Source organism: Nocardia sp. NPDC005366 (assembly GCF_040606855.1).
GTDB lineage: Bacteria > Actinomycetota > Actinomycetes > Mycobacteriales > Mycobacteriaceae > Nocardia.
The window spans coordinates 74,618-88,130 of record NZ_JBEXFQ010000012.1 but is presented as its reverse complement, the minus strand read 5'-3'; the positions used below and the strand labels follow the sequence as shown (position 1 = coordinate 88,130).

The window sequence follows — 13,513 nt, the reverse complement described above, 5'->3', positions numbered from 1 at the left end:
CACGAATGTGAGGTATGACGCGGGTTGGACACGGCCCGTCCGAACGAGTCAGCAGGTGAGTCCCGGCGCGGGTTCGGTGAGGTCGACGAGGTAGGCGATGACAGCGTCGTCGAGACAATCGTCGCCCGCGACGAGAGCGGCGGTATGCCGATTTCCGCGATAGGTGATCAAGGCCGCCCCCAGTTGCTGGGCCAGGTCGACACCGGCCTGATACGGCGTGGCCGGATCGTCGGTCGTGGAGACGACCACGGTTTTCGGCAGACCCGTCACCGATATCCGATGCGGCTCGCTCGTATTGGGAACCGGCCATGACACGCAGAGATCCAGTGGGGCCGCGCCGGTGCCGCGACCGTCGTCGATGAACGGCGCGGCCTTGCGATATTCCATGTCCTGGCGGCCCGCGACCGCGGGATCGGCGATGCGCGGGTCATCGACGCAGCGGATGGCGTTGAAGGCGTCATCGGTATTGCGATAGGTGCCGTCCTCGCGACGACCGTTGTACATATCGGCCAACTGCAGCAGGGTGTCGCCGCGGCCCTGACGCAGTTCGTCCAGCCCGAAGGTGAGGACCTGCCACAGTTCGTCGGTGTAGAGGGCCTGCCGCACGCCGGTCATCGCGTCGTCGTAGGTCAGCCCGCGCGGATCGGTGGTCGCGGCGGGGGTGGTCCACAACGGGTCGACCAACGCGCGGAAACGCGCGACCGACTGCGCGGGATCGATGCCGAGCGGGCAGTCGGGCTTGGTCGCGCACTGCACGCTGTAGGCGTCGAACACGCCCTGGAAACCCGCGGCCTGCCGCAGCGATTCCTGGACCGGATCCTGCGCGGAGTCGACCGCGCCGTCGAGGACGAGCGCGCGTACCCGATCCGGGAATCTCTCGGCGTAGGCCGAACCGAGTTTGGTGCCGTAGGAGTAACCGAGGTAGTTCAACCCGCGGTCGCCGAGTACGGCCCGGATCACGTCCATGTCCTGCACCACCTCGCGGGTGCCGACATGGGCGAGGAATTCCGCGCCGGTCCGCGCGGCGCATTTGTCCGCGTACGTCTTGTTCTCGGCCTCGACGTCCGCGATACCCGCCGCGGAGTTGTCCTCCGGCGGGTCCGCCCGCTCCGCGTCGGCCTCCGGCGCGGTGAGACAGACGATGGTCGGGGTCGAGGAGCCCACCCCGCGTGGATCGAACCCGACCCTGTCGAAATGCTCGGACAGCTCACTGCGCCCGGCGATACCAACCATCGATAGTCCGGAACCACCCGGCCCGCCCGGATTCAGCAGCAGCGAACCGATCTTCTTCCCCGAGGCCGGAATTCGCGACAGCGCGATCTGGGCGGTGTCGCCGCCGGGGCGGGCGTAGTCGACGGGCACGGTGATCTTCACGCATTCGGCGCTCGGCGGGAGTCGGTCCTCTGGATCGCCGAATCCGTCACATGTCCCCCACTGCGGCGACTGCGTGTAGTACCGATCCAAACCGGCGGGGGTCGGGGGCGCGGACTCCTGCTCGGCCGTGACACCGCACCCCGCCGCGGCCAGCACGAGCACCGCCGCCACCAGCACACCACGCCCGCTCCGCACCCGACCCATACCGATGATCCTGCCAGGCGGCGCACGCCTTCCCCCCGCGACCACCACCGCGCCGATCACCTCGCGCCCGCCCACCGGGTCCGCCGCCCACGATCGCGGTGCACGTGGACGGCGCGCACGCCACCGCGCGACCAGCGGTCCACCGTGTGACCAATTGCACCGCCGACCGGCCTTATCGGCCGGGGCGGGGTGGTGGCACACTTGAGCTGTCAGAAGACCCGGGGACCCGAAATGGGCCTCGAGGCGACACGGAGCGAAAGGGACGACGATGTCCGTATCCGATTCGGAAACCCCTGCCTACGGCGCTACTCCCGCCGAGCCGAAGAGGGCCAAGCGTAAGACGCGAGTGCCCCACCTCCAGCAGATGAAGGCCGAGGGCGAGCGCTGGGCCATGCTGACGGCCTACGACTACTCCTCCGCCCGACTGTTCGAAGAAGCCGGGATACCGGTCCTGCTCGTCGGCGATTCCGCCGCGAACGTTGTGTACGGCTATGACACCACCGTGCCCATCACGGTGGACGAGCTGATCCCCCTGGTTCGCGGTGTCGTGCGCGGCGCGCCGAATGCGCTCGTCGTCGCCGACCTGCCGTTCGGCACCTACGAGACCTCCCCACAGCAGGCCCTCGCGACCGCGACCCGGTTCATGAAGGAGGGGCAGGCGCAGGCGGTCAAGCTGGAGGGTGGTGAGCGTGTCGCCGAACAGATAGCCCTGATCAGCGCGGCCGGTATCCCGGTGATGGCGCATATCGGCTTCACCCCGCAGAGCGTCAACAGTCTCGGCGGTTTCCGGGTGCAGGGCCGCGGCGACGGCGCCGAACAACTCATCGCCGACGCCATCGCCGTCCAGGAGGCAGGCGCGTTCTCGGTGGTGATGGAGATGGTTCCCGCCGAGCTCGCCGGGCAGGTCACCCGCAAGCTGACCATTCCGACCGTCGGCATCGGCGCGGGCGCGGAATGCGATGCCCAGGTGCTGGTCTGGCAGGACATGGCCGGATACACCAGCGGCAAGACCGCGAAATTCGTCAAGCGCTTCGGCGATATCGGCGACCAATTGCGTACCGCCGCGGCGACATACGCCGACGAGGTGCGACGCGGCGTGTTCCCCGGTCCCGAACACAGCTTCTGATCCCACCCGCCCGGACAGCTACCTCCCGCCGACGCGGTTGCCGAACCGGTCGACGCGCTCCGCGACGGCGGCGGGCGACCTCGCCATCGCGGGCGCGCACCGGAGCGGTCGAATCAATGGCACACTCGGCATCGACCATATCGACACGATCAGAGGTACCCGATGCCGCACAGCCGATGGATTTCCCGCAGCACGCTGCTCGTGGCCGGAGTTCTCACCGCCGCCGCGCTCGCCGCCTGTGGACCCACCGACGATCCGAATCCCGCCGGCAGTTCGGGTTCGATCACCTCGACCCCGCAGGCGAGCACCGGCGCGGGCAGCGGCGGTAGCCAGAAACCCACGGCCCAGGTGTCCGATGCCGCGGCCACGGCACTGTGCGATGCGATCCGGCCCGAGCTGTCGAATTTCCGGGTGCAGGGACCGACGCTCGGCCGAGTCGGGATGAACCTGATCGTGCATCCGTGGGGGCTTCAGTACGGCATCGACGTCCTCGGCAACAAGGCCGTCGTCGATACCGTCACTTCCAAGAGCTGCGCCGATGTCCGCCAGCAGGCCATCGAGGCGCTGTCGACGCCGGATCTGGCCTCGGTGATCGTGGGGCTGTGATGCGCGCGCTGTATCCGCCGATCGAGCCGTACGACTCCGGCATGCTCGATGTCGGTGCGGGCCAGTCGATGTACTGGGAGACCAGCGGCAATCCCGACGGTAAGCCGGTGGTATTCCTGCACGGCGGCCCCGGCGGCGGCACCTCGCCGACGCACCGGCAGTTCTTCGATCCGCTCGCCTACCGGATCGTGCTGCTGGACCAGCGCGGCTGCGGTCGCTCCACCCCGCACCTCGCCGACGGCGCGTCGCTGGAGACCAACACCACCTGGCATCTGGTCGCTGATATCGAAGCGCTGCGAACCCATCTCGGCATCGAGCGGTGGCAGGTGTTCGGCGGCTCGTGGGGGTCCACCCTCGCCCTCGCCTACGCCCAGAAATATCCCGAACGCGTCACCGAGATGGTCCTGCGCGGGATCTTCCTGTTGCGGCGCAAGGAAATCGACTGGTACTACAACGGCGCGGCCGGGTACGTCTACCCGGACGAGTGGGAGAAGTTCCTGGCCCCGGTGCCGCAGGCCGAACGCGGCGAGGACTTGGTCGAGGTCTACCACCGGCTGCTGCACTCCCCCGACGAGCGGATCGCGACCGCCGCCGCCATCGCCTGGTCCACCTGGGAGGGGTCGACGAGTTCGCTACTGCCGCAACCGGACCGGGTGGCCGAAACCGCAGAGCCCCGGTTCGCGCTCGCCTTCGCCCGCATCGAGAACCACTACTTCCGCCACGGCGGCTTCCTCGACGAAGGCCAGTTGCTGCGGGATCTCGGCACGATCTCGCATATCCCCGCGGTGATCGTCCAGGGCCGACACGACATCGTCTGTCCAGCGGTCAGCGCCTGGGATCTGCATCGCGCCTGGCCGGGATCGACGCTGCACATCGTCGACGACGCCGGGCACGCGGCGAACGAGCCCGGCATCACCCATCATCTCGTCGAGGCGACCGATGGATTCTCGAAAGTGAAGTGAGCACATGGGGATCACCGCCGGAACCGGCCTGATCGCGGCTTTGAGCGACGATGTGGACCGGCTCACGACGGCCGAACCAGACGTCAGGGCCGACGCCGAGGATTCGGTGCACCAGATGCGGGTGGCGACGCGGCGACTGCGCAGTGTGCTGCGGTCGTACAAGACATTGTTGCGGCGGGAACCGGTGGCGGCGGCGACCGCCGAACTGAAGTGGCTGGCGGATCTGCTCGGCGTCGCGCGTGATGCCGAGGTGCGCGCCGATCGCTTCGCCGCGCTGCTCGCGAGCCGGTCACCGGAGGATATCTCCCCGGACGCACTCGCGGCGGCGACCGCCCGGCTCGTCGCCGCTGAACGCGCCCGTTACGACGCCGCGCACGCCGATGTGCTCGCGGCGCTCGACACCGAGCGCTACCGCACCCTGCACGACCTGCTGATCCAGTGGCGAACCGCGCCTCCGCTGCGCTCCTCGCGCGCCGCCACGCCCGCAGCCGAACTCTTCGGATTCGTGCTGCACCGCGACCAGGAACGCGTCGAATCGCTGATCAGGGCGGAGCCGACCGTCTCCCCCGCCGACCGTGTCGAATTACTCCACGACATCCGCAAAAGCGCCAAACGCCTGCGGTATTCATGTGAAGCGGCCGAACAGGTGCTCGGCGCCGCGGCGACCGAACTCGGCTCGCGCGCCAAACGCCTCCAGACGATTCTCGGCGACCACCGCGACGCCGTCGAATCGCGCGAAGCGATCCTCGAACGCGCCGCCGGGGCCGAAGCGGCCGGCGAATCCACCGCGATCTACCAGCATCTCGCGGCTGCCGAACAGAGTGCCGCCGATCGCGAACTCGACCGCTATCCCGCCGCCGCTCGAGCGGTGTCGTCGAAGAGACCGCGGCAGTTGGTCTCAGATCCGTAGCCGGGCGCCGACAGGAGTCGGCGCTCAGACCGGAAAGGTGAAGGTGACCTTGCGCGTCGTCGGATCGGCCGAGGTCAAACGGACCCGCACCGCGGACCCTTCCGGGGGCGAGCCAGCGCACGGCCCGAGCACGGGCGGGTCGGCGACGAAGATCTCGGCGGGCCTGTTGCCATTGGCCTCGCGAATCACCACGGCGTCGAATTCGTCGCCGGTACGCGAGGCGAGCAGGGTCGATTCGGTGAGGTCGATACAGGCGCGTTCCACCTTGCCTGCGACGGCGTCGCTGCGTTTCATGGCATCGGCGGTCGGCGCCAGCCCCTCGCGCACCCAGTCCGGGATCGGCGTCCCCGCGCAGCGGGCCAGGCAGATCTCGGTGGCGAATCGGTCTGCCAGGCGACGCAACGGTGCGGTGACGTGGGCGTACGGTGCGCCGATCGCACTGTGCCGCAGCGCTTGCGGCGTCAGTTCGGCATCGCCGAGTACGGTGTAGGCGGCGCCGCGCAGCAGTCCGGTGGCCTCGGACATGAGGACGAGGGCGGCGGGCGTATTCGGATCGAGTTCGGCCAGCATCCGCCCGACCGGTTTATCGGCGGGCCAGGAGATTCCGACCGCCGCGGCGGTGCGGCGCAGGGATTGGATGGCGGATTCGGGCGGGGGCGGCATCGTGCGCAGCAGTCCCAGGCGTTCGCCGCCGGAGCCGTCCACCATGATGCGCGCGGCGCAGATGCCGGTGAGCAGCGAAATCTGCTCGTTCCAATCGTCGGCGGCGGTGCGCGGCTCCCGCACCAATCGCCAATGTCCGTCGGTCGCGTCGTCGCGGATCACGCTCTGCGACGGCAGCCGCAGCCCGATCGCGCCGCGTTCAAGTCCCGCCTCGATGCGCCGCGTACCGAATTCCGGCAGGGCCGCGATCGAGGGGTGGGGCCGACCGGCGTCGGCATCGGCTTGGACGCCCGCGTAGTCGAGCCGGGCGCGGGAGCGGACGGTGGCTCGCACCACCGAGAACCGGAGGGGTTCGGCGTTCTCGTCACAGTCGATCGTCCATAGCGTCGCGGGCCTGACCTGTTCGGGAAGCAGGCTCGCGGAACCCTCCGAGAGCACCGGCGGATGCAGCGGCACGGTGGTGTCGGGCAGGTAGAAGGTCTGGCCTCTGGCGCCCGCCTCGCGGGCGAGCGCGCCATCGGGAACGATGACGGCGCCGATGTCGGCGATCGCGTAGTTCACGGTGAAGCCGGTGCCGGTGCGCTCGAGATGGACGGCTTGATCGAGATCCATCGAGCCCGGCGGGTCTATCGTCACGAATTCGATATCGGTACGGTCGATCCGGTCACCCGCGAACGCATCGATCGCGTCGCGGGCTTCCGCGGTGGCCTCGGCGGGATACGTCGAGGCCAGGCCGAATTCGGATCTGATGGCGCCGAAGTCGACCGGCGCCGAGAGAATCCGCTGGTGCAGTTCCACTAGCTACTGCAACGCCAGCATGGTGCCGTTCAGTTCGTTGAACGGACCGAAAACGGTGAACGTGACCCGCCCGGTCGGATATGTGGACGACACCGCCGCCGCCGAATCCAGCGCCTCGCCGAAGGAGGCAGCCGACGGATGCGGAAGACCGGCGATCGTCTGTCCGAAGTGGGTCTGGTGCACCCACTGCGTATCGGCCGGGCTGAGATCGACCTGCACGCCGCCCGGCAATGGGGTCACAGCGACCGCGCTGGCGGACCCTGCGCCCAGGACGGCGAAAACCGATGCGGCCCCGGCGATGAGAGCACCGGCGACCATAGAACGAACTACCCGCATGGAGTTGAGACCTGCTTCCGCAATCGAAATTCGAAAGGCCCGATGCAGCCCGGCAACGGGCCTTGCCAACGGCGACCACTCTATGACGTCGATCACGCTCGCGGCCAGTCCGGGGCGAATTGTTACGCGCGACCGCCGCGCATCGGCGCGTCGCGGCCGACTGCTAACGTTCCCGGTCGGCGCGGGCGGAGCAAGTCCCGCACGTTCCGAACTGACCCGTTACGTCGATAATTGGGAGTACCGCACTGATGTCATCGATCATCTTCGACTACCTGATGCCGTTGCTCGGCCCCGACCAGGCCGCCTATTGGGCTCAGGTATTCCTGATCGAACCGGTCTGACCTCACAGTTTCGGTCCACGCAATGGTCGCCTTCCGTTAACCTCACGGAAGGCGACTTTCGTCAGGGGCCGCTAGCATCCCGCCCGTGAGAAGAACCTCCGCCGCCCTCGCGGCCAGCGCCACCGTGTTCGCTCTGCTCCTCTCCGGTTGCAGCGACGACACCTCCACTTCCTCCGCGTCCGCGACCGGCGCCTCGGCGTCCTCCGCGGCCAAGCCCGCGGGCGATGCCGCCCAAATCGTCGACAGCGCGAAGGCGGGCACATTCGTCGTCAGCTTCAAGAGCGCGTTCCCGAAACTGGCGCAGGGCAAGAGCGACACGCAGATCAGTGAGATCCTCAACCAGACCTGCTCGGAACTGAAGTCGGGTAAATCCGAAGACGCCGTGATCAACAGCGTCGTGTCGCGGGCGAAGAACGGTTCGACCGAAGCGACGAAAGAAGAGGCAGCGGCGATCTACCAGATGGCCAAACTCATGTGCGGGTAGTCGCCCGCGATATCCCGTGATCGGCCGCACGTCCCAGGACGGCGGCCGGACACATCTCCCCCACCGGGCGGGGGTGGGGGCGGACGAGTTGGCGTGTAAGCCGGATCCTGTTCCCGGTTCGCACCGGGCGACGACCATCCATCTGGACACACCGTTGCCGGGTGCCTCGAGCGGTCCACCCGCAGGTTCGGGCGAGCAGCCCTCGAACACCTGCGCAGTCGCACCGCGAGCGGTGCGACCTTCGACCTTGCTCCGGGCGGGGTTTACCTAGCCGCCCCGGTCACCCGGGGCGCTGGTGCGCTCTTACCGCACCGTTTCACCCTCACCGCACGACCGCGCCGTGTTCGCACACGACCCGGCCGTGGGCAGTCTGTTCTCTGTGGCACTGTCCCGCGGGTCACCCCGGGTTGCCGTTAGCAACCGCCCTGCTCTGTGGAGTCCGGACTTTCCTCGACGCCGGGCGGCGGCACAGCGTGCCCGTTCCCAGCGTCGCGGTCGCCCGGCCAACTCGTCCGCGCACCCAGGGTACGCGACCGGTGAACCACCGTTCCGCGCACCCGGAACCGACCCAGTACGGTAAATGCCCATGGAGCGTGTCGAGGTCAGTTTCACGTCGGGCGGGGAGCAATGCGCGGCGTGGCTGTATCCTCCCGACGGCGTCCCCAAGCCCCGCCCACTTGTGGTGATGGGCCATGGTCTGGGGGGCACCAGGGAGATGGGATTGGACAGGTACGCGCGGCGATTCGCGGCCGCGGGCATGGCGGTGCTCGTCTTCGATTACCGCCATTTCGGCGCGAGCCAGGGCACACCGCGCCAGCTGCCGCATATCGCCAGGCAGCGTGAGGACTGGCGCAACGCCATCGCCTTCGCCCGCACCCTGCGCGGTATCGACAAGACGCGAATCGCCCTGTGGGGCACCTCTTTCGGCGGCGGTCATGTACTCACCATCGCGCCGGAGGACGACTACATCGCCGCGGTCGTCGCGCAGGTGCCGTTCACCAGCGGATGGGCCTCGAGTATGACCAAGGGCCCGATCAGCCTCACGAAGGTCATCACGATCGCGGCCACCGACCTGCTGATCGGACCGATCCGCCGCAAACCGATCGGGATCAAACTGGCCGGGCGCAAACGGGCCGCCGCGCTCATGAGCGCCCCCGACGTGCCGGAGGGGTACGGCAGGCTGGCCGAGGAAAGCCCGACCTGGCTTCCGAAAGTGGCCGCGCGCATCGCTTTTCCCGCCCTCTTCGACGCACCGGGACGGCGGGCCAAGGCCCTGAAGATGCCCGTGTTCTACGCCATCGCGGACAACGACTCGGTCGCCCCGGCGAAACCGACCGTCAAAGCCGCCGAGCGGACCAAACACGCCGTGGTCAAGCGGTATCCGGTGGGGCATTTCGACCTGTACTTCGATGACGTCTTCGAGCAGGCCGTCTACGACCAGACGGAATTCCTGGTGTCGGTCCTGCGACCGTGAGCGACAGCAAGTGGTGCGCGTAGCGGTGGGCGGGTATCGTCGATGACAGTATTCCCGTCGATGGCCCCGGTGCGCCGCGAAGCGCCGTTTCGATGAAATCCATTCTCTCCCAGGGGAAGGCTCTCCCCTTCCATCCGTGACGGCCGCGCGGGTTCGCACCCGCCCCGAACTGCGACGACAGCGGCGTCGGCGCGCGCACGGCTGCTGGAACCATTTGCTCGCCGCGCCGCTGTGGCCGAAACACGGCGTCAATCTCGGTACCCTGCTTCGCACCTGCGACGCGGTCGGCGCCTGCATGGTGGTACCGCGCAGGCCCTGGGTACCCGAAGCGCTCGCCCAGGGCAACACGTTGCGCACACCCCCGTGCGTACATTGGATCGACGGTCGAGTGGACCGCTGGTTGCAACGTCAGCGCCGAGGCGGATCGGCCATCGTCGGCGTCGAACTCACCGACGAGTCCATCCGTCTCGCCGATCTCGAACCGGCCCGCAAACGCACCGTCATGGTGCTCGGCCACGAGTCCGACGGCATCCCGCCCGAGGGGGTCGACCTGCTCGATTTCGCCGTCGAGATTCCGATGGTCGGCTCGGGGCACAGCCTCAACGTCGCGGTCGCGGGGTCACTGGTGCTGTACAAACTCGCCGGATTGTGTTGAGTGTCAAGTCGAATCGAGAATTGTCGGTGCCCGCCGCTACTGTCACGACCCATGAATCCGGTGACGGCGGGAATCGCCGAGATCGTCGGCGGGGTCCGAGCATTCGACGAACTGGAGCGCACCCATATAGCGACGACACTGGCGTGGCTGGCCTCGACCGATGATGTGTTCCGTCGCGTGAAACCGGCGGTGCCCCCACGACATCTGGTGTCGTACGCGGTGCTGGTCGATCCGGACGCCGGTGCGGTCTTTCTCGGCTGGCATCTGCTCGCCGGACTCTGGCTGCCCACCGGCGGGCATCTGGATCCCGGCGAATATCCGCTCGCCGCCGCGCGGCGGGAGGCGTACGAGGAACTGGGCATCGAGGCCGAATTCGATGTCGTCGGAGCCGAACCCCTGTTCCTCACCGTCACCACCACGGTCGGCCGGTCCGGCGGGCACGAAGACGTCAGCCTCTGGTACGTCATCCGTGGCGATCGCACTCGCGACTACGCCCTCGATCCCGGCGAATTCGATGCGGGCCGGTGGTTCGATATCGAGGATTTCGCCGTCATCGAATGCGACCCGCATTTCTCGCGTTTCCTCGCCAAACTCGATTCGGCGATCCGGGTCACGACCTCGGCCGACTGATCCGCGCCTGGCCGGAGAGCGTTGCACGGCACCGAGGTAGATTGCGGGTGTCGTGTTCCCGCAAGAGAATCGAGCGCACGTCATGTCGGATCCGCAATCGCTGGACGCCCGCCGCGCCGGACTCCTCGCCCAGGTGACCGATTTGCGCCGGGCCTTGGACGAGCTGAGCGAGGACTACCGCGCCCTGCCCGCCTCGGGGCTGCTCCTCGATACCGAGGGCATCGGCGCGCTCACCACGCCCGCGTACTGCGTGGCGGGTGCCCGGGAGGTTTTCGAAGAGGCGCTGATCGAACTCGACGCCGCCATCGACGCCATCGGTCGCGCGGGCAATTACACATCCCGGCTGCGGCTCGCGGTCTTCGACTGAGCTTTCCAGGGCGGCTTCGCCGCCCGCTGTCGATTCACCGCCCGGCGGCCGATGGCGGGGAGACCGACTGCGCACCATCGTCGGGCGCGTCGATGGGCGACGTAGGAAAAAACTCACCGCCGCGGCCCATCGTGGGCGCGCGGCGGTGAGTGCGATGTGATCGGCTCAGAAGGTCCGGAATCCGCTGCCGACGCCACCGGTGGCGTTGACGGCGGCCAGGATGATGTCGATCGGCGCGAAGAACGCGGGCGAGTGGATCGGGTTCGCCGCCGTCGCGCAGGGCAGGTCGAAGCCGATACCGGCGAGGCCGGTGAGCCTGCCCTGGTTCATGCCGACCAGGCGATCGCCGACGGTGACGGGACCGCCCGAATCACCCGGCTTGGAGCATGCCTGATTGATGGTGACGGTGTCGTCCAGATTGCCCCAGACGACTCCGCATCCGGGACCGCTGGTGCGGCCGTTCGAGCACACCGTGGTTCCCGGCTCGGGATGGCCGCCGATGCCGTTGATGGTGGTGGCGCCGACGACGCGCGCCGGGGTGACCTTCGCCGGGTCGAATTGCAGAACCGCGAAATCCAGACCCTCCCCGTTGTCGGAATAGGCCACGACGCCGATCGCGCCCGCCTCCATCGCGTTCTCCGACGCCAACCGCGCGCCGGTGGGCGCGCAGTGACCGGCGGTCAGACCGACGAGCCGATTGGCGTTGTCATAGCCGATGGCGGTCAGCGAGCACGCCGAGTTGTTGTCGAACACGATGCCCGAACTACCGCCGAGGACCACACTCCCCGGCGCAGCCTGCGCCATCCCCGCCACGGCGGCACCGACACTCGCGATGACGGCAACGACGGCCGCCATCCCTCTGAATTTCACAGCAGTTACTCTCCTTCTCGAAAAACACAGGCCGACACCCGGATTCGCCCCGGGCCTGACCGCACCACATCTCATGGCAGTATCGCCCCGACAACCCGCACGCCCACCGTCGGCACCGATATTCCCCGCACCGAGGTAGTCCGCGAACGGCGAAGCTATCAGCGCCGGATGAACGGCAGGCAGACGGCCGCCTCGCCGTTGAGGCGCCGGGCCCGATCCACGGCGCCGACGTGTGCCACATCATATTCACGGTCGAACAGCGGTGATCCGGCGCCGGGGTGATCGAATCTCGAAATGTACTACCGTACTGAACATTTGACCATCTTTTCGCCGATATCCGACCACGCCGTCGCACCACGGTTTCTAGTGCAGATACGAGGTGTCGTTGACCAGTCGCACCGACGAACCGCCGTCCGGATAGAACTCGGCGATCGACAACGAGGCCAGGTCCAGGTGCAATCGATACAGCAGAGACGGTCCGACGCCCAGCGCCAACTGCAACAGCGTCTTGATGGGTGTCACGTGGCTGACCACCACCACGTTCTGCCCCGGATACAGCGCGACGATATCGCGGCGCACCGCCTCGATCCGCTCCCTGACCTGGTCGAAACTCTCGCCACCCGGCGGGGCCACCGAGGTGTCGCCGAGCCAGCGGGCATGCAGGTCGGGATCGCGCCGCGCGGCCTCGGCGAAGGTGAGGCCGTCCCATGCACCGAAATCGGTTTCGATCAGCCCGTCGAGCACACGTACCGGGATGCCGAGCGCGGCGCTCGCGACCTCGGCGGTCTCGCCCGCGCGGCCGAGGGGCGAACTGACCACGGCGGCGATATCACCCTTGGTCGCGAGCGACTTCGCGGCACGCGCGGCCTGCTCGCGGCCGATCTCGGTGAGCGGCGGATTACCCCGCCCCGAGTACCGTCGCTCGACGGACAGGGGCGTTTGGCCGTGACGCAAGAGCAGCAGCCGAGTCGGGCGGCCGACGGCGCCGGTCCAGCCGGGCGCGGTGGCGGCGGGCGCGCTAACGGCGGGGGCAGTAGTGGCAGGGGCGGTAGTGGCAGGGGTGGCGGTCTGCCCGGCCGCGCGATCCTCCGGGACCGCCGAGGTGGCTTCCCTGACTTCGGCGACCATGTCGGCGTCGTCCATGGCCTCGTTGGCGAGCCGGTCGGCATGGGGGTTCTCGGCGCGCGGGATCCAGGTGAACGACACCCGGTCGAATGCCGCAGCCAGCCTGCGTGCGCGATCAGCGAGCGGAATCATGGACGCGTGCTTGATCTTCCAGCGCCCCGACATCTGCTCGACGACGAGTTTGGAGTCCATGCGCACGTCCACCGTGCGCGCGCCCAATTCGGTCGCCGCTTCCAGTCCGGCGATCAGCCCGCGGTACTCGGCGACGTTATTGGTCGCGACACCGATGAATTCGCGTCGCTCCGCGAGGACGCGCGAGCGGTCGGCGGCGAAGACCACGGCACCGTAGCCCGCCGGACCCGGATTGCCGCGCGACCCCCCGTCCGCCTCGACGATCACGTGTTCGTTACTCACTACCCGAACTCCTCGCTCATGACGGACGCCGATGACGAGCGGCTCCGGCCGGTCCGGCCGGAACGCTCGCACGCTCGATCAACCACCATGTCACGCTAGCCGGGCCGCCCGGAAGCGGGTTCGGTTTCCCCCCGGACTCGGCCGTGTCCGCGCGAACGCGCTCAGCGCTCGTCT

14 protein-coding genes and 1 other RNA gene are annotated in these 13,513 nt (G+C 68.2%); 9 read left to right on the top strand and 6 right to left on the bottom strand.

Translation table 11 applies throughout. The features are described 5' to 3' along the window. Window positions 1–48: 48 nt before the first annotated feature. Entirely contained in the window at window positions 49–1,578 is a 1,530-nt protein-coding gene (locus ABZS43_RS16265; protein WP_355036689.1) for an alpha/beta hydrolase, read from the bottom strand. A gap of 268 nt (window positions 1,579–1,846) precedes the next feature. On the opposite strand from ABZS43_RS16265, the gene panB reads away from it, so the two are divergent. From panB to ABZS43_RS16245, 4 genes are all read left to right on the top strand, one after another. Then, the gene (gene panB / locus ABZS43_RS16260) at window positions 1,847–2,704 is read left to right on the top strand and encodes a 3-methyl-2-oxobutanoate hydroxymethyltransferase (protein WP_355036688.1); all 858 of its coding nucleotides are present in this window, start codon (window positions 1,847–1,849) and stop codon (window positions 2,702–2,704) included. A 162-nt stretch (window positions 2,705–2,866) separates the two neighbouring features. Next, a complete protein-coding gene (locus tag ABZS43_RS16255) occupies window positions 2,867–3,310 on the top strand; it encodes a hypothetical protein (RefSeq protein ID WP_355036687.1) in 444 nt (147 codons plus the stop codon). Continuing rightward, window positions 3,310–4,272, top strand: coding sequence for a prolyl aminopeptidase (gene pip, locus ABZS43_RS16250; protein ID WP_355036686.1), 963 nt, complete (start codon window positions 3,310–3,312; stop codon window positions 4,270–4,272). Before ABZS43_RS16255 ends, pip begins: the two co-directional genes overlap by 1 nt. Window positions 4,273–4,276: 4 nt before the next feature. Then, window positions 4,277–5,182 (top strand): CHAD domain-containing protein, encoded by a 906-nt coding sequence (locus tag ABZS43_RS16245; RefSeq protein WP_355036685.1) that lies wholly within the window; start codon window positions 4,277–4,279, stop codon window positions 5,180–5,182. A 24-nt stretch (window positions 5,183–5,206) separates the two neighbouring features. Here ABZS43_RS16245 and ABZS43_RS16240 read toward each other — a convergent pair whose 3' ends face one another. Then, window positions 5,207–6,643 carry an RNB domain-containing ribonuclease gene (locus ABZS43_RS16240; RefSeq protein WP_355036684.1) on the bottom strand — a complete coding sequence of 479 codons (1,437 nt, stop codon included), beginning with the start codon at window positions 6,641–6,643 and terminating at the stop codon, window positions 5,207–5,209. A 3-nt stretch (window positions 6,644–6,646) separates the two neighbouring features. After that, entirely contained in the window at window positions 6,647–6,961 is a 315-nt protein-coding gene (locus ABZS43_RS16235; RefSeq protein WP_355036683.1) for a hypothetical protein, read from the bottom strand. Between the two features lie 444 nt (window positions 6,962–7,405). Here ABZS43_RS16235 and ABZS43_RS16230 point away from each other — a divergent pair, with 444 nt between their 5' ends. After that, window positions 7,406–7,804 carry a hypothetical protein gene (locus ABZS43_RS16230; protein WP_355036682.1) on the top strand — a complete coding sequence of 133 codons (399 nt, stop codon included), beginning with the start codon at window positions 7,406–7,408 and terminating at the stop codon, window positions 7,802–7,804. A gap of 80 nt (window positions 7,805–7,884) precedes the next feature. On the opposite strand, the gene rnpB is transcribed toward ABZS43_RS16230, so the two are convergent. Continuing rightward, window positions 7,885–8,315, bottom strand: an RNA gene (rnpB, locus tag ABZS43_RS16225) — RNase P RNA component class A. 75 nt (window positions 8,316–8,390) lie between these two features. Here rnpB and ABZS43_RS16220 point away from each other — a divergent pair. From ABZS43_RS16220 to ABZS43_RS16205, 4 genes are all read left to right on the top strand, one after another. Next, window positions 8,391–9,278: an alpha/beta fold hydrolase gene (locus ABZS43_RS16220; protein ID WP_355036681.1), complete on the top strand. Its 888-nt coding sequence runs from the start codon at window positions 8,391–8,393 to the stop codon at window positions 9,276–9,278. A gap of 136 nt (window positions 9,279–9,414) precedes the next feature. Beyond that, complete coding sequence (locus tag ABZS43_RS16215) at window positions 9,415–9,933, top strand: TrmH family RNA methyltransferase (protein WP_355036680.1); 519 nt, start codon at window positions 9,415–9,417, stop codon at window positions 9,931–9,933. A gap of 51 nt (window positions 9,934–9,984) precedes the next feature. Next, window positions 9,985–10,563 carry an NUDIX domain-containing protein gene (locus ABZS43_RS16210; protein ID WP_355036679.1) on the top strand — a complete coding sequence of 193 codons (579 nt, stop codon included), beginning with the start codon at window positions 9,985–9,987 and terminating at the stop codon, window positions 10,561–10,563. An 82-nt stretch (window positions 10,564–10,645) separates the two neighbouring features. After that, window positions 10,646–10,930, top strand: a complete 285-nt coding sequence (locus ABZS43_RS16205) for a hypothetical protein (protein WP_355036678.1) — start codon at window positions 10,646–10,648, stop codon at window positions 10,928–10,930. A gap of 165 nt (window positions 10,931–11,095) precedes the next feature. Here ABZS43_RS16205 and ABZS43_RS16200 read toward each other — a convergent pair whose 3' ends face one another. Continuing rightward, window positions 11,096–11,800 carry a hypothetical protein gene (locus tag ABZS43_RS16200; protein ID WP_355036677.1) on the bottom strand — a complete coding sequence of 235 codons (705 nt, stop codon included), beginning with the start codon at window positions 11,798–11,800 and terminating at the stop codon, window positions 11,096–11,098. A 363-nt stretch (window positions 11,801–12,163) separates the two neighbouring features. After that, window positions 12,164–13,339, bottom strand: a complete 1,176-nt coding sequence (locus ABZS43_RS16195; RefSeq protein WP_355036676.1) for a bifunctional RNase H/acid phosphatase — start codon at window positions 13,337–13,339, stop codon at window positions 12,164–12,166. Window positions 13,340–13,513 lie beyond the last annotated feature (174 nt).